Consider the following 25,816-nt stretch of genomic DNA (forward strand, 5'->3'; position numbering starts at 1 on the left):
TCTCCCTCCCGCTGCCTGAACGACGAGAGTCCGCCGCCATGTACGAGCTGTCCCGGGTCCGCCTCTACTCCATCGGGCCTGCCGGCGCGCGCTACGCCGACACCGTGCTCGACCTGCGCGGAGTGGGCGAGCCCGTGCCCAACCCCGCGCCGGCCCAGGCGGAGTTCTTCGAGGAGGAGCCGGTCGGCCCGCCGCGCCGCCCCGCCCCCGCCGGTGTGCTCTTCCTGGAGAACGGCGGCGGCAAGTCGGTGCTGCTGAAGCTGATCTTCTCGGTGATGCTGCCCGGCCACCGCAACACCCTCGGCGGCGCCAGCTCCGGCGTGCTGCGCAAGTTCCTGCTCGCCGACGACTGCGGGCATGTCGCCCTGGAGTGGCAGCACACCCTCACCGGCGAGTGCGTGGTCGTCGGCAAGGTCAGCGAATGGCGCGGCAGGCAGGTCTCCAACGACCCCCGGAAGTTCGCCGAGGCCTGGTACTCCTTCCGCCCCGGACCCGGCCTCAGCCTGGACTCCCTGCCGGTCGCCGAGGCCACCTCCGTGCGCCGGCCCGCCGAAGGCGTTTCCGGCGCCCGGGGCAGACGGCGCACGATGAAGGGCTTCCGTGACGCCCTGACCGAGGCGGGCAAGTTCTACCAGCACCTCGATGTGCACTGGGAAGAGATCCACGACCGTTGGAACGAGCACCTCGGGGATCTCGGGCTCGACCCCGAACTCTTCCGCTACCAGCGCGAGATGAACGCCGACGAGGGCGAGGCGGCAGGCCTCTTCGCGGTCAAGAAGGACTCCGACTTCACCGACCTGCTGCTCCGCGCCGTCACCGACACCCGCGACACCGACGGCCTCGCCGATCTGGTGAGCGGCTTCGGCAACAAGCTGGGCCGCCGCGCCGAACTGACCGCGGAGCGCGACTTCACCGCGGGCTCGGTCGACCTGCTCGGCCGGATCGTGGAGGCCGCCGGTACCCGTTCCCGTGCCCGGGACGTCCACGCGGGCGCCGAGCGCCGCACCCGCACGCTCGCCCACAGGCTCTCCGCCCGCGCCCGGGAGGAACGCGGCCGGACCGCCGAGCTGGCCCAGCAGGTGACGGGCGCCGCGCACACCGTCACCACGGCCGAACAGGCGCGTGGCCACAGCGCCCTGATCGCCGCCGAACTGGCCTACCGGCACGCCTCGCTGGCCCTGACCGCGGCGGAGAAGGGCGCCGCCGCCCAGCGCCGTGAACTGGTCGACGCCCGCACCCTGTACTCCGCCTGGCAGGCCGCCGAGGCCGTCCTGCGCCACCGCGCCGCAGCCGACCGCTCCGCACGGGTGGCCGTCGCCATCCGCGAGGCCGAGCGGGACGCCGCGCCCGCGCTCGCCGCCCGCGCCAAGACCGCCGCCGACCTCGTACAGGCGCTGCACACCGCCGCCGAGGCGGGCGAAGCCGTCGCCAACGAGGAGGAGGGGCGCTCCGACACCCTCCAGCACGCGGGCGAGACCGCTCACCGGGACGCCACCACCGCCGCCACCGAGGCCCAGCGCGCCCGCAGCGAGGCCGGACATCTGCGCCAGCGCCTCGCCGAGGTCGAGCAGGAGACTGCACAGGCGGTGCGGGCCGGCTGGCTCGACGACACCGCGCCGGACGCCGACCCGGCACGCGCCGCCCTCGCCGCCAGCGACGCCGAGACCTCCGCCGTCGCCGCGTGGGACACGGCCAGGGAGGCCGCCCGCTCGACGGCCGACACGGCCAGGGAGGCCGCGGCCGCCGAGAGCCGCGCCGAGCTCGCGGCGGCGCGCGCCGCCGACGCCGCCCAGGCCGCGGAACAGTCCTACGAGGCCGAGTTCAGGGCCGCCGAGTCGATCGCCGCCGACCACCGGCTGGCCGACCTGCTGGGCCTGCCCACCGGCCACGGCGCCGGCGTGCCCGGGCCCCGCCGGGGCGCGGCCGGAACGGACCCGGACGCCCCGCACGGAGCGGACACCGCCGACCGACGGACCGCCGAGGACGCGACCGGCCGGACGGGCGAGGCGACTTGGCCCGCCCACGCGCCACAGGGCACCCACACCGTCATGGCCGAACCGGTCATCGCCCCCGAACAGCCGCTCACCGCGCAGGAATTCGACCGCAGCGCCGAGGAACTGCGCGAGCTGCTCGACCAGGGCATCTCCTCCGCCGAGCGCCGCCTCTTCGAACTGCGCACCGCGGCCGCCGACGACTCCCGCATCCTCGGCGCACTCGGCGACGGCGGACTGCTGCCGCCCGGCCCCGACGTCCTCGCCACCGTCGAATACCTCGGGGAGCACGGCATCCCCGCCCTGCCCGGCTGGCGCTACCTCGCCCAGGCCGTCGACCCCGCCGACCACGCGGCCGTACTCGCCGCCCGCCCCGAACTCGTCGACGGCGTCGTCATCACCGACCCCGACTCGCACGCCCGAGCCCGCGAGGTCCTCAGCGGTGCCGCACTGCTGCCGCGTTCCGCGGTCGCCGTCGGCACCGCCGCCGCGCTGCTCGCCCCCGTCCCGGCCGCTGGCACGGGCTCGGCGGCGAGCACGGAAGGGGTCTTCCTCGTCCCGCCGAACCCGGCGATGCACGACGAGCACGCGGCCGACGAGGAGCGCCAGGCCCTCAGGAGCCGGGCCGCGGCCCGTGACGAGGACATCCGTACCCTCGCGGCCCGCCTCACCGCCGACCGTTCCCTCGCCGCCCGCATCGGCTCCTGGCGGGCCGACTGCCCGCCCGGCATGCTCGCCGAGCTCGCCGAGGCCGCTCGTACCGCCCGGACGGCGGCGGAGACCGCCGAGGCCGAGCTCGCCGAGGCCCGCACGGTGCGCGCCGAGGCGGACGAGGCCGCCGCTGACACCGCCCGCGTCCGCGAGGAGCGCCAGGAGGCCGCCCAGCGGGCCCGCCGCGCCGCCGACGCCCTCGCGGGCCTCGCGTACCGGCTCCGCGAACGCGCGGGCTGGCAGGTGAAGCTCCGTGAACTCGTCGACGAGGCGGCCGAGTCCGAAGCCCGGGCCACCGTCTGCCTGGAGCGGGCCCGCGCCGCCGACGAGGACCGCCGGGCCGCCCAGCGCGCCGCCGACGACGCCCGCCGTACCGCCCGCGCCCTGCGTGCCGAACGGGCGGAGATCGCGGGCGCCCCGGAGCACCTCCCGGAGCCCGGGGACGACAGCCCGCGCCCCGCACTCCCCGCGCTGCGCGAGGCGTACCGGGCAGCGTCCCAGCTGTACGAGAAGGTCGGCGTCGGCGCCGATCTGCGCGCCGAACAGGCCCGCGCGGAGAGCGACGAGAGCGCCGCCCTCGCCGAACTGGACCGGCTCACCAACAAGGTCCGCACCCGCGCCGCCCAGCTCCTCGAAGGCACCGACGGCGCGGACGGCCCGTCCCGGCAGGCGGCCGCCGCCCGTGCCGAGTCCCTCGTCCAGCTCTTGGAGACCAGGGCCTCCACGGCGAGCGAGCAGCTGGGCCGGCTCCGTGGCGAGGCCGAGCGCCTGGCCCCGGCCGAAGGCGAGTCCCACCACACCGAGCTCCCCGACGAGCTGGTACCCGCTGACGCCGACCGGGCCCAAGCCCTCCTGCGCACCGCCACGGCCGAACTCGCCGCCGCCACCGCGACCCTGGACACCGCCCGCGCCGCCCACGCCGAACTGCTGCACGCCCACCGCACCGCCGAGGACTCGGCAGGCGGTTTCGACGAGACGGCGGCACTCCTGCGCGACCTGCTCCGGGACCACGGCGCGGACGACGAAACCGAGGCCCCGGAGCCGTACCCGGGCAGCCTCGACGAGGCCCGGCAGTCCGCCGCTGAGGCCCGTCGCTCACTGCGCGGCTGCGCCACCGACCTGTCCGCCGCCGAGAGCGCCGTACGGGAAGCGAGCGACGTCCTCGTACGGCACGCCAACTCCACGCGTTACGAACAGGTCCGCACCCCCGCTCGCCAGCAGATCCGCGAGCTGCCGGCCGCGGCGCTGCCGGAGCACGCCGAGAAGTGGGCCGCCGCCTTCGCGCCCCGGCTCCGGGTACTCACCGACGAGCTGGCCCAGCTGGAGCGCAACCGCGACTCCATCGTTGACCGGCTCCGCGGCCTCGTGGAATCCGCGCTCACCACCCTTCGCTCCGCCCAGCGGCTCTCCCGGCTCCCGGAGGGACTGGGGGAGTGGTCGGGCCAGGAATTCCTCCGCATCCGCTTCGAGGAACCCGACCAGGCGACGCTCGCCGAGCGGCTCGGCGAGGTCGTCGACGAGGCGACCCGCGCCGCGCTGAAGAAGAACTCGGACCTGCGCAGGGACGGCATGTCCCTGCTGCTGCGCGGGGTGCAGGCGGCGCTGGAGCCCAAGGGCATCGCCGTGGAGATCCTCAAGCCGGACGCGGTGCTGCGCGCCGAGCGCGTCCCGGTCGGGCAGATGGGCGACGTCTTCTCCGGTGGCCAGCTCCTCACCGCCGCCATCGCCCTGTACTGCACGATGGCCGCGCTGCGCAGCAACGACCGGGGCCGTGACCGGCACCAGCACCGGCACGCGGGCACGCTCTTCCTGGACAACCCCATCGGCCGGGCCAACGCCACCTATCTGCTGGAGCTCCAGCGTGCGGTGTCGGATGCCCTGGGCGTACAACTCCTCTACACGACCGGGCTGTTCGACACCACCGCGCTCGCCGAATTCCCTTTGGTCATCCGGCTGCGCAACGACGCGGACCTGCGCGCCGGGCTGAAATACATCAGCGTGGAGGAGCACCTGCGCCCCGGACTGCCGCAGCAGGACCCGAACGGCGAGACGGTGCACGGCGAGATCACCGCCACCCGCATGTTCAAGCGCGCCACCACATCTCCCGACACCGCCCCGGCCCCCGCTGCGGCTTCCTCCGACGAGTAGGGGCGGGACCCGCAGGAACGCGCGAGGGCGTTCCTGCGGCAGGACCGGACGAGAAGGGGATGGGCGGGACGGGCCGGCAGCGCCGGCACGCCCGCGGCCCGAGGGCGCTCAGGCTTGGGAGAGGCCTTCCGCGCCCCGGCGGCGTATCCGCGCCTCGTCCCGCTGCGCGGCCCGCGCCGCTCGCCGTGCTCTGCGACGCTCACGGCGCAACTGCCGCGCCGAACTGCTCGGCACCGAAACCACGCCGTTGCGCTGATTCCAGACCTGCCTGGTCACCCATACGTCCAGCACCGACCAGGTCGCGACCACGGTGCTGCCCACACTGCTCAGCACCATCGGAAAGGCCGGCCAGGACCCGGCCAGCGTGCACAGGAACGCCACCATGGCCTGGATGATCGTCAGCGACATGATGAGAACGGCGCGCACGGCGGACCTGCGGACCGGGTCCGGCATCCGCCTCCGGGGCGCGGGTTCTTCCACCCACAACTGCTGGCGCGGGATCTTCGCCCCGCCCACCGCCGAGTTCGCCGTCGCGGCCGGTGCCGGCGACACCGTGCCCCGACGTTGTTCCGTCTTCAAGGCTCTCAACTCCCCACCACTGTCCCACTTCAGGGTTGCTGCCCGGCATGCGCCGTTTCTACGCGGGAGGATCGGACCGCCCTGCCTTGCAACCCCTGCCCCGCGCAGTGTGCCCGGCGGAACGCGCATGGCGCCCCCCGGACCATGATCCCGCCTGACCGGCCCCGGCTCTCCCCGTGTTACCCCTGCCCCGTACAGAGAGACGAGTGAACGGCCGTGAAGATTCCCCCGAACCGGTGTGAAGCGAAGGATTCCAGCCAACTGCCTCACCGAGCGGCATGAAGCCCTGGCGGGTCTCTTCTGCCGCTTTCGCGAATTTCATTGCCGGGAATACCAGGACAACCCACGATCAACACCAGACAGTGCGGCCGAAAATCGTCCGGATGTCTCTTCGAGTTGTTACCCCGTCAGTAGTAGGCTCGCGCCGTTTATTGACGGAACACGACCCTCGCCCCGCGGGGTCGAGCTGGGGGAGTCCATGCGCTTTCGCGGAAAGTCCATCCGCAGGAAGATCGTGGCGTTGCTGCTGGTGCCGCTCATCTCCCTCATCGCACTCTGGGGATTCGCCACCTTTCTGACGGGACGCGAGGCCGGCAACCTGCTGAGCGCAGGCACCCTGGTGGAGAAGGTCGGCCATCCGCTGGAGGACACCGTCCGGGCCATTCAGGACGAGCGCCGCCAGACCCTTGTCTTCCTCGCCGACCCCAGGGCCTCCAACGCCCTCCCGCTCCTGCAACGCCAACGAGCGGCCACCGACCGCGTCCTGAACAGTGTCAAGGACGGCGCCCGGCAGAAGGACATCCGCGACGCGCTGAGCTCCGACGACGACGCCCAGCTGAATTCGATCCTCGGCACGGTCGAAGGACTCGGCGCGCTGCGTGATTCGGTCGACCGGCGCTCCATCGACCGCTCCAAGGCGATGGAGTTCTACGGCCGGCTCATAGACCCCTGCTATCGCTTCCTCACCGGTCTCCGCACGATGGAGAACGTGTCGATGGACAAGCAGGTCCGTGGGCTGGTCGGCATCTCGCGAGCCCGCGAAATGCTCTCGCGCGAAGACGCCCTGGTCGCCTCGTCCCTCATAGCCGGACGGCTCACCGCAGCCGAACTGCGCCAGATATCCGACCTCGTGGCCAACCGCAAGCTGCTCTACGAGATCAACGTCGACGCGCTTCCCGCCTCGGAGCGCCAACGCGTGGAGCAGTACTGGGCGAGCCCGGACAGCGAACCGCTGCGGACGGCGGAGAAGACCCTCATCGAGGTCGGCCCCACCCAGGACCCGCGCGCCGTCGACGCCGAGCGCTGGCAGGAGGCGGCCCCACCGGTCCTGGACCGGCTGGCCAACGACTCCACGGAGATGAACAACCGTTTCAAGGACCGCGGCAAGCCCGCCGGCTACAGCATCCTGATCAAGGCCGGTATCGCGGGCGTCCTCGGGTTCCTCGCCCTGATCGCCTCGGTGTTCGTCTCCGTACGCATCGGCCGTGAACTGATCCGGGACCTCTCCCGGCTCCGCAAGGATGCCCATGAGGTCTCCGGCGTACGCCTGCCGAGCGTGATGCGCCGGCTCGCCGCCGGGGAACAGGTCGACGTCGAGACCGAAGCCCCGCACCTCCAGTACGAACGGGACGAGATCGGTCAGGTCGGCCAGGCCCTCAACACCCTGCAGCGGGCGGCCGTCGAGGCCGCCGTCAAGCAGGCCGACATGCGGCGCGGCGTGTCGGAGGTCTTCGTCAACCTCGCCCGCCGCAACCAGGTGCTGCTGCACCGGCAGCTGACGCTCCTGGACGCCATGGAGCGCCGTACCGAGAACACCGATGAACTCGCCGACCTCTTCCGCCTCGACCATCTGACCACCCGCATGCGACGTCACGCCGAGGGTCTGGTGATCCTCTCCGGGGCGGCCCCGTCCCGCCAGTGGCGCAAGCCGATCCAGCTGATGGACGTGGTGCGGGCGGCGGTCGCCGAGGTCGAGGACTACGAACGGATCGAGGTCCGCCGGCTGGCCCGGATCGGGGTGGGCGGCCCCGCCGTCGCCGACCTCACCCACCTGATCGCCGAACTCCTGGAGAACGCGACCGTGTTCTCGCCCCCGCACACCGCGGTCCAGGTGCTCGGCGAACGCGTGGCCAACGGCTTCACGCTCGAAATCCACGACCGCGGCCTCGGCATGGCACCCGACATCCTCCTGGACGCCAACCTCAGGCTCGCCGAGACCCCCGAGTTCGAACTGTCCGACACCGACCGGCTCGGCCTGTTCGTGGTCAGCCGTCTCGCCCAGCGCCAGAACGTCCGCGTCTCGCTGCAGACCTCTCCGTACGGTGGCACGACCGCCGTCGTCTTCATCCCGGCGGCACTGCTCACCGACGCCCCGGAGACCCACGGCACCGGGTTCCGTCTCGACCGCCGGGCCGAGCGGGCGATCGGCAGCGGTAGCCGGGCAGCCGGTGACGCGTCCGGCAGCGGCCAGGACCGCAGGGACGGCGCACCGGACCGCCGGGCCACCGGCAGGCCCTCCGGCCTCGCCCCCGTTCCGACCGGCCTGGTCGACCCGGCACTCCTGGACGGGCCGGTCGAGCTCGAAGGCCCCGTCGGAACACTGGGCTTCGAGAGCGACCCCGTGCTCGACCCGCTGCTCGAACCCCTGCTGGGCGGTGCCTCCGACCTCGACGACACCGAGAGCGAACGCGGCGGCATCTTCCGCTCCCGTGATCTCCGGCGCGAAGCCGACCGAGAACAGCACCAGCAGGCCACGGACCAGGAGTCGCAGTCGCCGGCCGGCGTACGGCCGATGCGTCCCGGCGGTCCGGTGCCTCTGCCCCGCCGCAAGCCGCCGACCCTGGTCACCGACAACGGCCGCCGGGTCGACGAGGCGGGCCGCGCCCATCCCACGACCGCCGGGCGGGACGTCAAGCCCGGCGCCACCGACGCGGGCGGGCCCCGATCCGGCGCCACGCCCACCGAACCCCGGCAGCCCACCGGCTTCCGGAAGCCCACCGGGCCCGCCACATCCGAGCAGCCCGCGTCCCCCGTGGCCCCGGGCCCCCGGGAGACCGTGGGCGGTCTGCCCCGCCGTGTCCGGCAGGCCAGTCTCGCCCCGCAACTGCGCGAGGAAGCGGCCGTCCGCGATCCCGAACCGGCGCGGACGGAACCGGACCAGGACTTCGAACGTGATGCGGAAGAGGTGCGCAGCCGGATGGCTTCGCTCCAACGCGGCTGGCAGCGCGGCCGTCGGCAGAACGCCGAGGACGTGACCGGCCCCGGTGAGACAGCACAAGGAACCACTCCGGGAGGGGACGGTCGATGACCGCACCGAACGTCGCAGCAACCAACGCCGCACGACAGGGCTCCGGCCAGCTCAACTGGCTCCTCGACGAACTCGTCGAACGCGTCGCCAGCATCCACAAGGCGCTGGTGCTCTCCAGCGACGGCCTCGCCACCGGCACGTCGAAGGAGCTGACCCGCGAGGACAGCGAACATCTGGCGGCCGTCGCCTCCGGATTCCACAGCCTCGCCAAGGGCGTCGGACGGCACTTCGAAGTGGGCCGGGTCCGCCAGACCGTCGTCGAACTCGACGAGGCGTTCCTCTTCGTCACGGCGGCCGGTGACGGCAGTTGTCTCGCGGTGCTGGCCGACGCCGACTCGGACGTCGGCCAGGTCGCCTACGAGATGACTCTGATGGTCAAGCGCGTCGGTGCCCACCTGGCCAACGCCCCCCGGACGACCGGTCTGTCCGCCGGGGGGTGAGTGGACGGTGAGCGCTGACTCCACCCAATCTCCGGCGACGCCCGCCGACCCGCAGGCCTCGCGTTGGTACGACGCCGATGCGGGACCGGTGGTCCGTCCGTACGCGATGACCCGGGGCCGAACCAGCAGCGCCTCCCGTCATCGGCTCGACCTGATCGCGATCGTCGTCCCCGAACCCGAGGCCGACGACCCCGGCCGGGACCAGACGCTCTCCCCGGAACACGTGGAGATCGTCGAACTCTGCAGTGGCATGCCCCAGTCGATCGCGGAGCTCGCGGCCGGCCTGGACCTCCCGGTCGGGGTGGTCCGGGTACTGGTCGGCGACCTCGTCGAGGACGAGCTGGTGCATGTGACCCGTCCCGTTCCGCCGGCCGAGCTGCCGGACGTGAACATTCTTCGCGAGGTGATCAATGGCCTTCGGGCGCTCTAGCCGCAAGAAGCGGCCCGTTGAGCCCGTTACCCTGAAAATCCTGGTGGCGGGCGGCTTCGGAGTGGGCAAGACGACCCTGGTGGGCGCGGTGAGCGAGATCAGGCCGCTGCGCACGGAGGAGAGACTCAGCGAGGCGGGCCGTCCGGTGGACGACCTGGCGGGCGTGGAGGCCAAGACCACCACCACGGTGGCCATGGACTTCGGCCGGATCACGCTGCGCGAGGACCTGGTGCTGTACCTCTTCGGCACCCCGGGGCAGGACCGCTTCTGGTTCCTGTGGGACGAGCTGGCCCAGGGCGCGCTCGGGGCCGTCGTGCTCGCCGACACCCGTCGGCTGGAGGACTGCTTCGCCGCGGTCGACTACTTCGAACGCAGAGCCATTCCGTTCACTGTCGCCGTCAACTGCTTCGAGGGGGCCGACGAGTTCCCCGTCGAGACGGTGCAGGCGGCGCTGGACCTGGACCCGGAGGTGCCCGTGCTCATGTGCGACGCGCGCGACCGAGGCTCCGTACGGGACGTACTGGTCGGCGTCGTCGAACACGCCGTGGCCCGCGCGGAACGCGTCCGTGAGCCCGCCGCCACGTGACGCCCGTTCTGTGAACGACACGGCCCGTACCCCCGCCGACCGGGGTACGGGCCGTGCGTCGTCGCCTCACTGAGCGAGGAGTTTTCTCCCGCGACGACAGGCCGTCAACATTCCTGGCAGCACTCGTTGTCGGCGAGCCACTTGGCGGCGGTCTCAGCCAGCTCCCGGTCGCGGCCCGCCAGATCATCCGGATCATCTGCACGTCGCCACGGAGCGACCAGGCGGGATGCCCGAACGTGGCCGGATTGTTCTTCTCGATCAGGAAATGCGCGGGCCAGGCGGTCCCGTACCCGATCAGCGGCAACGCGGCCAGGTACCGTTTGCGCCCCCGTGCCAGACCGTAGGCGGAGACCGCGAGCCCGGTCAGGGTGCCGGTCAGATGGACCCACCGGGTCGCGGCCCTGGAGTGCATCGCCACGTAGTAGGGCCAGAACTCCTCGTACGAATCGAACGTCTGCTGTGACATACGGGCACCGTAGTTACTCAGGGCCGTCCCGCAATCCCCGAGGGCGTACGACAGGGTTTACGGGACGGTCCCGGACCGCAACCGGAAACGGCCGATCCGCGTCGGAGAGGAAGAAGCGGACGGCCGGGACCCACGGGGGTGGCCCCGGCCGTCCGCTTCCGCGTGAACGCGTCAGTGCCCGGCGACGGACCGCCGGGCCACCGGGAAGTCGAAATAGGTGTCCGGGAACAGCTCGGGCTTGAAGGTGTAGTGCCACCATTCCTCGGCCAGATTCACGAAACCGGCGTCCGTGAGCGTCTTCTTCAGGAACTGCCGATTGGCGCGCTGCGCCCCCTGGACGCGCGGATCGTCGGTGTGGGAAAGCGTGTCGAAGCAGTCGAAGCCGGTGCCCATGTCCACGGAACTGTCCGGGAACCGCTCGGCCGCGGGCGCGTAGCAGGGCACCTGCCGGTCACCCGGCAGGTGCGGCGGGGTCGGCGCGGCGGGCAGCTTCACCAGCGTCAGGTCCACCGTGCTGCCGCGGCTGTGCCCGGACTTCTCCGCGATGTAACCGTCCGCGAACAGCCGTGTCTTGTCGACCCGGGGGTAGAACTCGCCCTTCATGGTCTCGTCGTCTAGGTCCTTCGCCCACCGTACGAAGTGGTCGACCGCTCGCTGCGGCCGGTAGCAGTCGTACACCTTCAGCGAGTAGCCCCGGCGCAGCAGCCGGGCCTGCGCGTCGTGCAGCGCCCGGGCCGCGGGCCGGGTCAGGATGCAGAGCGGATTGCGGTAGCCGTCCACCGCGACACCCATGAAGTTGTGGGCGGTGGGGTAGCGCATCTCCTGGATGATCGTCGGATCCACCGAGCTCAGCGCGACGAACTCCTCGGGTGCCTTCGGCTCGGGCCTGGCCCGGGCCGTGGGCGCGGCGGCGGTGACGGTGAGCAGGGCGGCGGCAGCGGCCGTCAGGGCACGGAAAGCGGAAGCGAGACCTGTCATGGGCACATAATCCAGTAGTACGGGGGAGTCCGCCGGAGGATCCGGTACAGTCCGCGCGTGTCCGCACCCAGGAGCAACCCCGAGAAGCCGGCCAAGGACTCGCACTGCGACAGCTGCGGAGCACTCTGGGCCGAATCCGCCCCCTGGCCCCGCACCTGCACCGCCTGCGGCAGCACCGCCTACCGCAACCCACTGCCGGTCGCCGTGGCCCTCCTCCCCGTCACTGGCCGGGACGGCGCCGGACTCGTCGTGATCACCCGCACCATCCCGCCCCACCCGGGCGGCCTAGCCCTCCCCGGCGGCTACATCGACCACGACGAGGACTGGCAGCACGCGGTCGTACGGGAACTGGGCGAGGAGACCGGCATCGTGGCCGACGAACGGGAGGTCCGCCTCGCCGACGCCCTCAGCGCCCCGGACGGCCACCTGCTCCTCTTCGGCCTCCTCCCGGAACGCCCCGCGACCGAGCTCCCGCCCTCCAGGCCCACCGGCGAGACGTCCGGCTTCCGACTGCTCCGCGCACCCGCCGAGCTGGCCTTCCCCCTGCACACCCGCGCCGTCCGCAACTGGTTCGACGGCGCCTACCGCTGACCGGCACCACGGACCCCGCCCGGCAGTGAGGGCAGAGCCCGCCGAAGGGAACCCCGGTCGACGGGCACCCCGGCCCGAGGGCACTCCTTCCCGGACGGTCGCTTTCCCTGACGGTCGCTACAGACCGCGCACCCGCACCGGATACCCCACCGCCCCCTCCTCACCCTCCCAGCCCTCCCGTTCGACCACGACCCGCCCGCCCGCCAGCCGCGACGTGTACCGCTCGACCTCCGCCCTCTCCCAGCCGTCCCCCGCGTCCCGCACCACCAGCCCGCTCCCGCTGCGCCCCGCCGCCGGAGCCCACACCTCCAGCTCCACCCCACCGTCCGCACCCCGCACCGGCAGCACCGAACCCGCCCGCGCCAGCACCGGCACCCGCGACAGCGGCGCGTCGATCAGCACCTGCCCCGGCCCCTCGTACACCTCACCGGTCGCCGTGTCGTACCAACGCCCCCGCGGCAACCGCACCGCCCGTCGATCCGCGCCGCGCTCCAGCACCGGAGCCACCAGCAGCGCGTCTCCCAGCAGGAACGCGTCCTCGCACTCCCGCAACGCCCGGTCCCCGGGCGCACGCCACCACAGCGGCCGCACGTACGGGGCACCGGTCAGCCCGGCCAGCCGCGAAAGGGTCACGAAGTACGGGTGCAGCCGCTCTCGCTCCGCCAGCGCCGCCCGCGCGTGCTCCAGCACCTGGGGCCCGAACTCCCACGGCTCACGCCGCCCCGCGTCGATTGCCGCATGGGTACGGAACAACGGCAGATACGCACCGAGCTGGAACCACCGCAGATACAGCTCCGGCGAGGGCGACCCGTCGAACCCGCCCACATCGGGCCCCGAGTACGGCACCCCGCACAGCCCCAGCCCGAGGACCAGCGCCAACGAGGCACGCAGCCCCGGCCAGCCGGTCGCCACGTCACCGGACCAGGTGCCCCCGTAACGCTGCATCCCCGCCCAGCCGGAACGCGAGAACAGGAAGGGACGCTCCTCGGGCCGCAGCCGGCGCAGCCCTTCGTACCCGGCACGCGCCATCGCCAGCGCGTAGACGTTGTGGGCCTCGCGGTGATCGCCCCCGACACCCTCCAGCGAGTGCCGAGCCGACCGCGGCAGCGACGGATCCCCGAACGCCGCGAACGACACCGGCTCGTTCATGTCGTGCCACACACCCGAGAACCCCTGCGCCAGCCGCTCCTCGTAAAGACCGCCCCACCACTCCCGCACCCGCGGATCGGTGAAGTCCGGGAACACGCACTCGCCCGGCCACACCTCCCCGCGCACCACCCGCCCCCGCGCGTCCCGGACGAACGCGCCGAGGTCCCCGACCGCCGCCCCCGCGTCGAACACCGCGTTCCCCGGCTCCGTCTTCACCGCGGGATCGACGATGGACACCAGCCGCACGCCCTCCTCCCGCAACTCCTTCGCCAGACCCGGCAGATCGGGAAAACGCCCCTGATCGACGGTGAACACCCGGTGCGCGTCGTAGTGGTCGATGTCCAGATGCAGCACGGACAGCGGCAGCCCCCGCTCCCGGTAGCCGGCAACGACCCGGCGCACCTCCCGCTCACTCCCGAACCCCCACCGGGCATGCTGCGGACCCAGCGCCCAGGACGGCGGCACCGCCGGAGCACCCGTGAGAGCCGTCCAGCCCTGCAGCACCCGGGCCGGCGTACCCGCCACCACCCAGCAGCGCAACGGCCCCCCGTCCATCCGCACCTCGCACATCCCGGGCCGGTCATGGCCGGAGCCCGCCCCCTCCTCGCCCTCGCGCAGAGTCACCCGCCCCGACCAGGTGTTGTCGTGGAACACCAGATGCGTCCCGGCGTCACAGACCACGAGCTGCACCGGCATCGTCAGATACAGCGGATCGTCACCGGGCTCGAAGCGCCCGCCGGGATCGGTGTTCCACAAGCCGTACACACCGTCCCGCAGCCGCGGCCCCGACGCCCGGCCCCCGAGCCCGAAGAACCGTGCGTCCGCCGGGAGCTCGGAACGCTGCACCCACCGGGCATCGCCCCCCGCCACCGGCTCCCACCAGCGCGGCGGCAGCTCCCGCCGGAGCACAACCCCGCCCGGAGTACGCAGCTCCACGGCCCCGTGCCGCGACACCGCGACGGTCAGCCGTTCCGACACCACCTGCCAGCCGCCGTCCTTGTCCGGCTCCAGCTCGGCCCGCGGATCCGGCTCGGGCGCCGCACCGGGCAGCGCGTACGACGGCAACGGCTCCGCCCCGTCCCAGCCCCAGAACACCGCACCGCCCACCGCCACCCGCACCCGCAACTCCGAACGGGCGAACCGCACCACACCCCCGCCAGGCTCCGGCTCCGCGCCCACCACGAGGCCGGGCACCCGCGCGCGCTCCGCGCCGCGCCGGGGCAGCGCCCGCGCATCCGCACTGCGGCGCCGCCAGGCCGAGCGCACCGCGCTCAGCCCCCGCACCGAACCGACCATCTTCACCGAGCGCACCAGGTCACGACCGTCCATGCAGCTCAGCCTGCCATCCGGCGGGGCGGGCGCGGGCTCCGTTCAACTTCCGTTCACCCATGGCCGGACCACATGTCCGGACACTCGGCCATGGGCGGGGAACCCTGGTGCGAAAGACGATCACATGGCATCGTCCGTAAAAGCCGCCTCACGCGCACACCCCAGCACGTGTGCGCGGGCCCACGCCCATCCCGCGTACCCGTACAGCCAGGGAGCCGCCCCATGACCGCAGCAGCCAACGAGTCCCCCCTCTGGCAGCCCGGCCCCGACCGCATCGCGGCCGCAGCCGTCACCCGCTTCCAGAGCTGGGCGTCCCAGCACTACGGAGCACCCGCCGAGGGCGGCTACCCGGCGCTGCACCAGTGGTCCGTCGACGAACTCGACACCTTCTGGCGGGCCGTCGCCGACTGGTTCGACGTGCGGTTCTCCACCCCGTACGAGACCGTCATCGCCGACCGCACCATGCCCGGCGCCCAATGGTTCCCCGGCGCCACCCTCAACTACGCCGAGCACGCGCTGCGCACCGCCGAGGACCCCCTGCGCGCGGACGCCCCGGCCCTGCTCCACGTCGACGAGACCCACACCCAGATCCCCGTCTCCTGGTCCGAACTCCGCCGCCGGGTCGGTTCCCTCGCCGCCGAACTCCGTGCCCTCGGTGTCACCCCCGGCGACCGTGTCAGCGGCTACCTCCCCAACATCCCCGAGGCCGTCGTCGCCTTCCTCGCCACAGCGGCCGTCGGCGGCGTCTGGACGTCCTGCGCACCGGACTTCGGCGCCCGCAGCGTCCTCGACCGCTTCCAGCAGGTCGAACCCGTCGTCCTCTTCACGGTCGACGGCTACCGCTACGGAGGCAAGGAACACCACCGCGCCGACACGGTCGCCGAGCTGCGCCGCGAACTGCCCACCCTGCGCGCCGTCGTCCACATCCCGCTGCTGGGCACGGCGGCTCCCGAGGGTGCCCTCGAATGGTCCGCCCTCACCTCCGCCGACACCGAGCCCGTCTTCGAGCAGCTCCCCTTCGACCACCCGCTCTGGGTGCTCTACTCCTCCGGCACCACCGGGCTCCCCAAGGCGATCGTCCAGTCCCAGGGCGGCATCCTGCTGGAACACTTCAAGCAGATCGGCCTGCACTGCGACCTCGGCCCCGAAGACCGTTTCTTCTGGTACACCTCCACCGGCTGGATGATGTGGAACTTCCTCGTCTCCGGCCTCCTCACCGGAACCACCCTCGTGCTGTACGACGGTAGCCCCGGCTACCCGGACGTCAGTGCCCAGTGGCGCGTCGCCGAACAGACCGGAGCGACCCTCTTCGGCACCTCGGCCGCCTACGTCATGGCCTGCCGGAAAGCCGGCATCCATCCCGGCCGCGACCTCGACCTCTCCCGCGTCCAGTGCGTCGCCACCACCGGTTCCCCGCTCCCGCCCGACGGCTTCCGCTGGCTCCACGACGAGGTGGACGACGATCTGTGGATCGCCTCGGTCAGCGGCGGCACGGACGTGTGCAGCTGCTTCGCCGGCGCGGTCCCGACCCTTCCCGTCCACATCGGCGAACTCCAGGCCCCCTGCCTCGGCACGGACCTCCGGTCCTGGGACCCCGCGGGCAAACCGCTCATCGGCGAGGTCGGCGAACTCGTCGTCACCGCACCCATGCCGTCCATGCCCATCCGGTTCTGGAACGACCCCGACGGCAGCCGCTACCACGACAGCTACTTCGACATGTACCCCGGCGTCTGGCGCCACGGGGACTGGATCACGATCACCGAACACGGCTCGGTCGTCATCCACGGCCGCTCCGACTCCACGTTGAACCGCCAGGGCGTACGGATGGGATCCGCCGACATCTACGAGGCCGTCGAACGGCTCCCCGAGATCCGTGAATCCCTCGTCATCGGCCTCGAAGAGCCCGGCGGCGGCTACTGGATGCCGCTCTTCGTCCACCTCGCCGAGGGCGCGCGGCTCGACGACGCGTTGCGCGACAGCATCAAGCGGACCATCCGGGAGAACCTCTCCCCGCGCCATGTCCCGGACGAGGTCATCGAAGTACCCGGCATCCCGCACACCCTCACCGGCAAGCGCATCGAGGTCCCGGTCAAGCGCCTCCTGCAGGGCACGGCCCTGGCCAAGGCGGTCAACCCCGGCTCGATCGACAACCTCGAACTCCTCCACTTCTACGAGGACCTCGCCCGCAAGCGTCACTGACCGTCTCCGTTGTCAGTGACCATGATTACTCTGAGTGAGCAATGATCGACAGTGCACTTGGGGGAGTCATGGCGCACATCAGGAACAACGGGGACAGCGAGTACGGCCGGACCGCCGGGTACCGCCGGTCCGGCGAATCCATGCGACGCACGCTGCGCCGCGAAGCACCCAGCACCATCGGCCTCCTGGCCGACGAGCAGGACTTCGCGGCGATGCGGCGCTACCGCACCTTCACCTTCGACGACCACACCATCTATCTCCAGCAGGTCGAAACGCTGCTGAGGTCACTCTCGGCACAGGGCATGCACGCCACGGTCGCGCTCTTCGACCCGGAGGAGTACGCGGAGTACTGCGCCGAGTCGGGACTCGTTCCCGACGCCCCGGCCAGCCGCAGCCGCTTCACGGCCGAAATCGCCTCGGCCGGCGCCACCGTCGCCTACACCGGACAACCCATCGACGCCCTGATCCCGCTCCTGGTCAGCCGGGCCGTCCGCCGGGCCACCTGGGAGTACGCCACGATGATCCTGGCCGGCCTCGGCGAATGCGCGGACTGCGGCAAGGACGTCGGCCATGCGGCCTTCGACCGGGCCTCGCACCTGCTGCTCCGCATCCTGGAGACGGCAGGCGCCGGCACCCATCACCTGGTCTGCAGCACCCCCACCGACAACGAGCACCTGCTCGCTGTCCTGCACACCGAGCGGGACAGCACCGGGCCCGCTCGGCTCGAAACCGATGAAGGAGCAGAGTTCGTCACGGTGCTGGCCGTGGGCATCGCCCTCGAAAGGCCCGGGGGAGTCGTACTCCGAACGACCCGTTCCGGAGCCCAGGACCGGGTGCACGGCTGGCGTCTGGCCCGCGGCAATCTGGTCCCGCTCAGCGCGGGCGAGGTCTTCAGCGCCTACTGCACCGACGCCGACACCGGCGAACCGGTCGCCCCGGAGCCCCACGTGGAGTACTGCGCCGGCTTCGACCTCGGCGCCGACGAACCGGAATCGCACCACTGACAGGCCGAAGGGGCTCCCAGCCACCATCGGGCGGGGAGCCCCTTCACCACAGAACGCCGCAGGAACTACTCGCCCGACAGCACCACCTGAGCCGCGACCCGCGCCTCCTCGGCGGAGTCCGCCGCACGAGCGGCGGCAGCGGCACGCTCGCACTGCGCGAGCGTGTACTTCGCCAGCGCCACGCGGACGTAGGGAATGGACGCGGCACCCATCGACAGCGACGTCACACCCAGCCCCGTCAGGACACAGGCCAGCAGCGGATCGGAGGCGGCCTCACCACAGACACCACAGCTCTTGCCCTCGGCCCTGGCCGCCTCCGCCGACAGCGCCACCAGATCGAGCAGCGCGGGCTGCCACGGGTCCTGCAACCGCGACACCGCACCCACCTGACGGTCGGCGGCGAAGGTGTACTGCGCCAGGTCGTTGGTCCCCAGCGAAAGAAACTCCACCTCCCGCAGGATCGAACGCGCCCGCAGCGCGGCGGACGGAATCTCCACCATCGCGCCGAACTTCGCCTGCAGTCCGGCCTCGCGGCAGGCGTCGGCGAAGGCCTTGGCATCCGCACGGTCCGCCACCATCGGCGCCATGACCTCAAGGTGTACGGGCAGCCCCTGGGCCGCCTTCGACAGCGCGGTCAGCTGGGTACGCAACACGTCGGGGTGGTCCAGCAGGCTCCGCAGCCCGCGCACACCCAGCGCCGGGTTCGGCTCGTCCGCCGGCGTCAGGAAGTCCAGCGGCTTGTCGGCCCCGGCATCCAGCACCCGCACGACGACACGCCCCTCGGGGAACGCCTCCAGCACCGCCAGGTACGCCGCGACCTGCTTCTCCTCGGACGGTGCCTGCTTGCTGTCGTCCAGGAACAGGAACTCGGTACGGAACAGCCCCACGCCCTCCGCACCGGCCTCGACCGCCGCCGGTACATCTCCGGGGCCGCCGACGTTGGCGAGCAGCGGGACCTTGTGGCCGTCGGAGGTCGCACCCGGACCGGACGAAGCCGACAGTGCGGCCTTGCGCGCCGCGGCGGCACTCTCCATCTCCGCACGCTTCTCGGCGCTCGGCTCGACGAAGATCTCACCGGTACTGCCGTCCACGGCGATGACCGTGCCCTCGGCCAGCTCACCGGCACCGGGGAGCGCCACCACGGCGGGCACCCCGAGCGCGCGGGCCAGGATCGCGCTGTGGCTGGTCGGTCCGCCCTCCTCGGTCACGAAACCGAGCACCAGAGCCGGGTCGAGCAACGCCGTGTCCGCGGGCGCCAGGTCCCGCGCGATCAGCACATAGGGTTCGTCGCTGTCCGGCACACCGGGCATCGGCACACCGAGCAGCCGCGCCACGATCCGGTTGCGCACGTCGTCGAGGTCGGCAACGCGCCCCGCCAGGTACTCCCCGGCGTTGGCGAGCAGCGCCCGGTAGGCGGCGAACGCGTCGTAGACGCCACGCTCGGCGGTGCTGCCGACGGCGATGCGCCGTTCCACATCGGCCATCAGCTCGGGGTCCTGCGCCATCATGGCCTGGGCCTCGAGCACGTGCTGAGCCTCGCCACCGGCCAGGTTGCCGCGCGCGATCAGGTCGGCTGCCACAGCCTCCACGGCCTGGCGAGCACGCCCCTGTTCGCGCTCGGCCTCCTCGGCGGGGATCTGCCTGGCCGGCGGTTCGAGCACCGCCGTACCCATATGACGCACCTCGCCGATCGCCACTCCGTGGCTCACACCGACGCCTCGCAGCGTTGTCTCCATTTCACCCGTCTCCGGTCGTGCGGTGGTCCGTGCCGCCGCGGTGGATATCCAGTCGGCCGTCATCGAGCCGAGTCCGTCACTGCCAACCGAACAAGGTGTCGCCGACCTTCACGTCGCCGTCCTCACGGACGTCGGAGAGGGATTCGGCGGTGGCTTCCAGCGCGACGACCGGGCACACGGGCGACTTGCCGGCCGCCTCGACGCTCGCGGGGTCCCAGCGCACGATGCCCTGGCCGCGCGTGACCCTGTCCCCCTTGTTCACGAGCAGCTCGAACCCTTCGCCGTTGAGCTGAACGGTGTCGATGCCGAGGTGCGTGAGCACTCCGTGCCCGCTGTCGTCGACGACGACGAAGGCGTGCGGGTGCAGGGAGACAAGGATGCCGTCGACCGGCGACACCGCCTCGGACGGTTCGCGCACGGGGTCGATGGCGGTTCCAGGACCCACCATCGCGCCGGAGAAGACCGGGTCCGGTACCGCAGCGAGTCCGATGGCACGTCCGGCGAGAGGGGACGTCACAGTGGTCATAGGGGCCTCCCAGGGGTGGAGCTTGATCGGCGCCGTCACAACCTGCGGGCGACGGCGTGCTGCTCAGCAGCGTAAGTCATAAGAAGTCCCGGTTCCGCCCGAGTCATAGTGGTTCGCGGCCTTAGGGGCACACCGGAAACGATTTGCCTCGACTCCCGGCGGCCTGTACTGTCGTACTCCTGCCTGGCCCCAACACGACTTTGAGTCGGGGGTCGGCGGCGATTTTTAAGCCCTGACTCTAACCCAAACTCGGCACCTGCATGTCTGCAGGAGCTGGTCAGGGAAAGCGAAAAGGACTGATAGAGTCGGACTCGCCGGAAAGGGAAACGCGAAAGCGAAGAACTGGAAAGCGAAAGCAGGGCCCGCTTCGACCGGGAATCGGACACGAAAGAGTCTGATAGAGTCGGAAACGCAAGACCGAAGGGAAAAGCCCGGAGGAAAGCCCGAGAGGGTGAGTACAAAGGAAGCGTCCGTTCCTTGAGAACTCAACAGCGTGCCAAAAGTCAACGCCAGATATGTTGATACCCCGGCCTGCTTCGGCAGGTTGGTGGTTCCTTTGAAAGTCCTACGGGGTCACTGACCCGGTAGGCAATTACACAGCGAGGACGCTGTGAACGACCGGTCTTATTCCGTCCGGTCGTTCCGCTCTCGTGTTGTGTTGTCCCGATCACGGGAAAACATTCACGGAGAGTTTGATCCTGGCTCAGGACGAACGCTGGCGGCGTGCTTAACACATGCAAGTCGAACGATGAAGCCCTTCGGGGTGGATTAGTGGCGAACGGGTGAGTAACACGTGGGCAATCTGCCCTTCACTCTGGGACAAGCCCTGGAAACGGGGTCTAATACCGGATAACACTCTGTCCCGCATGGGACGGGGTTGAAAGCTCCGGCGGTGAAGGATGAGCCCGCGGCCTATCAGCTTGTTGGTGGGGTGATGGCCTACCAAGGCGACGACGGGTAGCCGGCCTGAGAGGGCGACCGGCCACACTGGGACTGAGACACGGCCCAGACTCCTACGGGAGGCAGCAGTGGGGAATATTGCACAATGGGCGAAAGCCTGATGCAGCGACGCCGCGTGAGGGATGACGGCCTTCGGGTTGTAAACCTCTTTCAGCAGGGAAGAAGCGAGAGTGACGGTACCTGCAGAAGAAGCGCCGGCTAACTACGTGCCAGCAGCCGCGGTAATACGTAGGGCGCAAGCGTTGTCCGGAATTATTGGGCGTAAAGAGCTCGTAGGCGGCTTGTCACGTCGGATGTGAAAGCCCGGGGCTTAACCCCGGGTCTGCATTCGATACGGGCAGGCTAGAGTGTGGTAGGGGAGATCGGAATTCCTGGTGTAGCGGTGAAATGCGCAGATATCAGGAGGAACACCGGTGGCGAAGGCGGATCTCTGGGCCATTACTGACGCTGAGGAGCGAAAGCGTGGGGAGCGAACAGGATTAGATACCCTGGTAGTCCACGCCGTAAACGTTGGGAACTAGGTGTTGGCGACATTCCACGTCGTCGGTGCCGCAGCTAACGCATTAAGTTCCCCGCCTGGGGAGTACGGCCGCAAGGCTAAAACTCAAAGGAATTGACGGGGGCCCGCACAAGCAGCGGAGCATGTGGCTTAATTCGACGCAACGCGAAGAACCTTACCAAGGCTTGACATACACCGGAAAGCATCAGAGATGGTGCCCCCCTTGTGGTCGGTGTACAGGTGGTGCATGGCTGTCGTCAGCTCGTGTCGTGAGATGTTGGGTTAAGTCCCGCAACGAGCGCAACCCTTGTTCTGTGTTGCCAGCATGCCCTTCGGGGTGATGGGGACTCACAGGAGACTGCCGGGGTCAACTCGGAGGAAGGTGGGGACGACGTCAAGTCATCATGCCCCTTATGTCTTGGGCTGCACACGTGCTACAATGGCCGGTACAATGAGCTGCGATGCCGCGAGGCGGAGCGAATCTCAAAAAGCCGGTCTCAGTTCGGATTGGGGTCTGCAACTCGACCCCATGAAGTCGGAGTTGCTAGTAATCGCAGATCAGCATTGCTGCGGTGAATACGTTCCCGGGCCTTGTACACACCGCCCGTCACGTCACGAAAGTCGGTAACACCCGAAGCCGGTGGCCCAACCCCTTGTGGGAGGGAGCTGTCGAAGGTGGGACTGGCGATTGGGACGAAGTCGTAACAAGGTAGCCGTACCGGAAGGTGCGGCTGGATCACCTCCTTTCTAAGGAGCACTTCTTACCGGGCTTGCCTGGTCAGAGGCCACTACGTCGGCAAATGTTCGACGGTGGTTGCTCATGGGTGGAACGTTGACTATTCGGCACGACAGGTTGTTTTTCACTAGTACTGCTTCGGCGTGGAACGTGGGGGACGGCAGGTCGGGTCGGGCACGTTGTTGGGTATCTGAGGGTACGGCCGTATGGTCGCCTTCAGTTGCCGGCCCCAGTGAACCTGTTCTTCGGAGCGGGGTGATGGGTGGCTGGTCGTTGTTTGAGAACTGCACAGTGGACGCGAGCATCTGTGGCCAAGTTTTTAAGGGCGCACGGTGGATGCCTTGGCACCAGGAACCGATGAAGGACGTGGGAGGCCACGATAGGCCCCGGGGAGCTGTCAACCGAGCTTTGATCCGGGGGTGTCCGAATGGGGAAACCCGGCAGTCGTCATGGGCTGTCACCCGCTGCTGAACACATAGGCAGTGTGGAGGGAACGAGGGGAAGTGAAACATCTCAGTACCCTCAGGAAGAGAAAACAACCGTGATTCCGGGAGTAGTGGCGAGCGAAACTGGATGAGGCCAAACCGTATGCGTGTGATACCCGGCAGGGGTTGCGCATGCGGGGTTGTGGGATCTCTCTTCTGCGGTCTGCCGGCCGTGGGACGAGTCAGAAACCGTTGATGTAGGCGAAGGACATGCGAAAGGTCCGGCGTAGAGGGTAAGACCCCCGTAGCTGAAACATTGACGGCTCGTTTGAGAGACACCCAAGTAGCACGGGGCCCGAGAAATCCCGTGTGAATCTGGCGGGACCACCCGCTAAGCCTAAATATTCCCTGGTGACCGATAGCGGATAGTACCGTGAGGGAATGGTGAAAAGTACCGCGGGAGCGGAGTGAAATAGTACCTGAAACCGTGTGCCTACAAGCCGTGGGAGCGTCGCTGTATGTGCTTGCACATGCAGTCGTGACTGCGTGCCTTTTGAAGAATGAGCCTGCGAGTTTGCGGTGTGTTGCGAGGTTAACCCGTGTGGGGAAGCCGTAGCGAAAGCGAGTCCGAATAGGGCGTTTCAGTAGCACGCTCAAGACCCGAAGCGGAGTGATCTAGCCATGGGCAGGTTGAAGCGGAGGTAAGACTTCGTGGAGGACCGAACCCACCAGGGTTGAAAACCTGGGGGATGACCTGTGGTTAGGGGTGAAAGGCCAATCAAACTCCGTGATAGCTGGTTCTCCCCGAAATGCATTTAGGTGCAGCGTCGTGTGTTTCTTGCCGGAGGTAGAGCACTGGATAGGCGATGGGCCCTACCGGGTTACTGACCTTAGCCAAACTCCGAATGCCGGTAAGTGAGAGCACGGCAGTGAGACTGTGGGGGATAAGCTCCATGGTCGAGAGGGAAACAGCCCAGAGCATCGACTAAGGCCCCTAAGCGTACGCTAAGTGGGAAAGGATGTGGAGTCGCAGAGACAACCAGGAGGTTGGCTTAGAAGCAGCCACCCTTGAAAGAGTGCGTAATAGCTCACTGGTCAAGTGATTCCGCGCCGACAATGTAGCGGGGCTCAAGCGTACCGCCGAAGTCGTGTCATTCGTACATTAATCCCCAACGGGAGTACGGATGGGTAGGGGAGCGTCGTGTGCCGGGTGAAGCAGCCGCGGAAGCGAGTTGTGGACGGTTCACGAGTGAGAATGCAGGCATGAGTAGCGATACACACGTGAGAAACGTGTGCGCCGATTGACTAAGGGTTCCTGGGTCAAGCTGATCTGCCCAGGGTAAGTCGGGACCTAAGGCGAGGCCGACAGGCGTAGTCGATGGACAACCGGTTGATATTCCGGTACCCGCTTTGAAACGCCCAGTACTGAGCCCATTAATGCTAAGTCCGTGAAGCCGGCCCGATCTCTTCGGAGTTGAGGGTAGTGGTGGAGCCGATGAACCAAGGTGGTAGTAGGTAAGCGATGGGGTGACGCAGGAAGGTAGTCCAGCCCGGGCGGTGGTTGTCCCGGGGTAAGGGTGTAGGACGCACGGTAGGCAAATCCGTCGTGCATATAGTCTGAGACCTGATGCCGAGCCGATTGTGGTGAAGTGGATGATCCTATGCTGTCGAGAAAAGCCTCTAGCGAGTTTCATGGCGGCCCGTACCCTAAACCGACTCAGGTGGTCAGGTAGAGAATACCGAGGCGTTCGGGTGAACTATGGTTAAGGAACTCGGCAAAATGCCCCCGTAACTTCGGGAGAAGGGGGGCCATCACTGGTGATTGGATTTACTCCATGAGCTGGGGGTGGCCGCAGAGACCAGCGAGAAGCGACTGTTTACTAAAAACACAGGTCCGTGCGAAGCCGTAAGGCGATGTATACGGACTGACGCCTGCCCGGTGCTGGAACGTTAAGGGGACCGGTTAGCTGACTTTCGGGTCGGCGAAGCTGAGAACTTAAGCGCCAGTAAACGGCGGTGGTAACTATAACCATCCTAAGGTAGCGAAATTCCTTGTCGGGTAAGTTCCGACCTGCACGAATGGCGTAACGACTTCTCGACTGTCTCAACCATAGGCCCGGTGAAATTGCACTACGAGTAAAGATGCTCGTTTCGCGCAGCAGGACGGAAAGACCCCGGGACCTTTACTACAGTTTGATATTGGTGTTCGGTTCGGCTTGTGTAGGATAGGTGGGAGACTTTGAAGCAGCCACGCCAGTGGTTGTGGAGTCGCCGTTGAAATACCACTCTGGTCGTGCTGGATGTCTAACCTGGGTCCGTGATCCGGATCAGGGACAGTGTCTGATGGGTAGTTTAACTGGGGCGGTTGCCTCCTAAAGAGTAACGGAGGCGCCCAAAGGTTCCCTCAGCCTGGTTGGCAATCAGGTGTTGAGTGTAAGTGCACAAGGGAGCTTGACTGTGAGACCGACGGGTCGAGCAGGGACGAAAGTCGGGACTAGTGATCCGGCAGTGGCTTGTGGAAGCGCTGTCGCTCAACGGATAAAAGGTACCCCGGGGATAACAGGCTGATCTTCCCCAAGAGTCCATATCGACGGGATGGTTTGGCACCTCGATGTCGGCTCGTCGCATCCTGGGGCTGGAGTCGGTCCCAAGGGTTGGGCTGTTCGCCCATTAAAGCGGTACGCGAGCTGGGTTTAGAACGTCGTGAGACAGTTCGGTCCCTATCCGCTGTGCGCGTAGGAATATTGAGAAGGGCTGTCCCTAGTACGAGAGGACCGGGACGGACGAACCTCTGGTGTGCCAGTTGTTCTGCCAAGGGCATGGCTGGTTGGCTACGTTCGGAAAGGATAACCGCTGAAAGCATCTAAGCGGGAAGCCTGCTTCGAGATGAGTATTCCCACCAACTTGATTGGTTAAGGCTCCCAGTAGACGACTGGGTTGATAGGCCAGATGTGGAAGCCTGGTAACGGGTGGAGCTGACTGGTACTAATAGGCCGAGGGCTTGTCCTCAGTTGCTCGCGTCCACT

Annotated in this window: 13 protein-coding genes, 2 rRNA genes and 1 pseudogene; 10 read left to right on the forward strand and 6 right to left on the reverse strand. The window is 69.0% G+C overall.

The features are described from left to right. Positions 1–38: 38 nt before the first annotated feature. A complete protein-coding gene (locus OHA19_RS33475) occupies positions 39–4,850 on the forward strand; it encodes a hypothetical protein (protein WP_405752596.1) in 4,812 nt (1,603 codons plus the stop codon). Positions 4,851–4,958: 108 nt separating this feature from the next. Here OHA19_RS33475 and OHA19_RS33480 read toward each other — a convergent pair whose 3' ends face one another. Next, on the reverse strand, positions 4,959–5,429 hold the full coding sequence (locus tag OHA19_RS33480; protein ID WP_405710512.1) for a hypothetical protein: 471 nt from the start codon (positions 5,427–5,429) through the stop codon (positions 4,959–4,961). Positions 5,430–5,907: 478 nt separating this feature from the next. Here OHA19_RS33480 and OHA19_RS33485 point away from each other — a divergent pair, with 478 nt between their 5' ends. The 4 genes from OHA19_RS33485 to OHA19_RS33500 are packed head-to-tail and all read left to right on the forward strand — an operon-like array spanning position 5,908 to position 10,192. Next, positions 5,908–8,736 (forward strand): nitrate- and nitrite sensing domain-containing protein, encoded by a 2,829-nt coding sequence (locus OHA19_RS33485; RefSeq protein ID WP_405710509.1) that lies wholly within the window; start codon positions 5,908–5,910, stop codon positions 8,734–8,736. Further along, on the forward strand, positions 8,733–9,176 hold the full coding sequence (locus tag OHA19_RS33490) for a roadblock/LC7 domain-containing protein (RefSeq protein ID WP_405710506.1): 444 nt from the start codon (positions 8,733–8,735) through the stop codon (positions 9,174–9,176). The genes OHA19_RS33485 and OHA19_RS33490 overlap by 4 nt, the downstream gene beginning before the upstream one ends. A gap of 7 nt (positions 9,177–9,183) precedes the next feature. Next, on the forward strand, positions 9,184–9,606 hold the full coding sequence (locus OHA19_RS33495; protein ID WP_405710504.1) for a DUF742 domain-containing protein: 423 nt from the start codon (positions 9,184–9,186) through the stop codon (positions 9,604–9,606). Then, positions 9,587–10,192: a GTP-binding protein gene (locus OHA19_RS33500; protein ID WP_405710501.1), complete on the forward strand. Its 606-nt coding sequence runs from the start codon at positions 9,587–9,589 to the stop codon at positions 10,190–10,192. Before OHA19_RS33495 ends, OHA19_RS33500 begins: the two co-directional genes overlap by 20 nt. A gap of 104 nt (positions 10,193–10,296) precedes the next feature. On the opposite strand, the pseudogene OHA19_RS33505 reads toward OHA19_RS33500, so the two are convergent. Both OHA19_RS33505 and OHA19_RS33510 read right to left on the reverse strand, forming a co-directional pair. After that, positions 10,297–10,658: pseudogene (locus tag OHA19_RS33505) on the reverse strand (Mpo1-like protein). Positions 10,659–10,829: 171 nt separating this feature from the next. Continuing rightward, positions 10,830–11,636 carry a M15 family metallopeptidase gene (locus OHA19_RS33510; RefSeq protein WP_405710496.1) on the reverse strand — a complete coding sequence of 269 codons (807 nt, stop codon included), beginning with the start codon at positions 11,634–11,636 and terminating at the stop codon, positions 10,830–10,832. Positions 11,637–11,693: 57 nt separating this feature from the next. Here OHA19_RS33510 and OHA19_RS33515 point away from each other — a divergent pair, with 57 nt between their 5' ends. After that, positions 11,694–12,227 (forward strand): NUDIX domain-containing protein, encoded by a 534-nt coding sequence (locus OHA19_RS33515; protein ID WP_405710493.1) that lies wholly within the window; start codon positions 11,694–11,696, stop codon positions 12,225–12,227. Positions 12,228–12,344: 117 nt separating this feature from the next. Here the strand turns inward: OHA19_RS33515 and OHA19_RS33520 are convergent, their stop codons facing one another. Continuing rightward, positions 12,345–14,705, reverse strand: a complete 2,361-nt coding sequence (locus OHA19_RS33520; RefSeq protein ID WP_405710490.1) for a glycoside hydrolase family 31 protein — start codon at positions 14,703–14,705, stop codon at positions 12,345–12,347. A 222-nt stretch (positions 14,706–14,927) separates the two neighbouring features. On the opposite strand from OHA19_RS33520, the gene OHA19_RS33525 reads away from it, so the two are divergent. Continuing rightward, positions 14,928–16,904 carry an acetoacetate--CoA ligase gene (locus OHA19_RS33525; protein ID WP_405710487.1) on the forward strand — a complete coding sequence of 659 codons (1,977 nt, stop codon included), beginning with the start codon at positions 14,928–14,930 and terminating at the stop codon, positions 16,902–16,904. 68 nt (positions 16,905–16,972) lie between these two features. Next, positions 16,973–17,908 carry a hypothetical protein gene (locus tag OHA19_RS33530; protein WP_405710484.1) on the forward strand — a complete coding sequence of 312 codons (936 nt, stop codon included), beginning with the start codon at positions 16,973–16,975 and terminating at the stop codon, positions 17,906–17,908. A 65-nt stretch (positions 17,909–17,973) separates the two neighbouring features. Here the strand turns inward: OHA19_RS33530 and ptsP are convergent, their stop codons facing one another. Next, positions 17,974–19,644 carry a phosphoenolpyruvate--protein phosphotransferase gene (ptsP, locus tag OHA19_RS33535; RefSeq protein WP_405752599.1) on the reverse strand — a complete coding sequence of 557 codons (1,671 nt, stop codon included), beginning with the start codon at positions 19,642–19,644 and terminating at the stop codon, positions 17,974–17,976. Between the two features lie 76 nt (positions 19,645–19,720). Then, positions 19,721–20,170, reverse strand: coding sequence for a PTS glucose transporter subunit IIA (locus OHA19_RS33540; protein WP_405710478.1), 450 nt, complete (start codon positions 20,168–20,170; stop codon positions 19,721–19,723). A 680-nt stretch (positions 20,171–20,850) separates the two neighbouring features. Between OHA19_RS33540 and OHA19_RS33545 the strand changes: the two genes are divergently transcribed. Both OHA19_RS33545 and OHA19_RS33550 read left to right on the forward strand, forming a co-directional pair. Continuing rightward, positions 20,851–22,376 (forward strand): 16S ribosomal RNA (locus OHA19_RS33545). A gap of 298 nt (positions 22,377–22,674) precedes the next feature. Next, positions 22,675–25,799, forward strand: a 23S ribosomal RNA gene (locus tag OHA19_RS33550). Together the 16S and 23S rRNA genes form the textbook arrangement of a ribosomal RNA operon. Positions 25,800–25,816 lie beyond the last annotated feature (17 nt).

It is taken from the genome of Streptomyces sp. NBC_00012, from assembly GCF_045040875.1.
Lineage (GTDB): Bacteria > Actinomycetota > Actinomycetes > Streptomycetales > Streptomycetaceae > Streptomyces.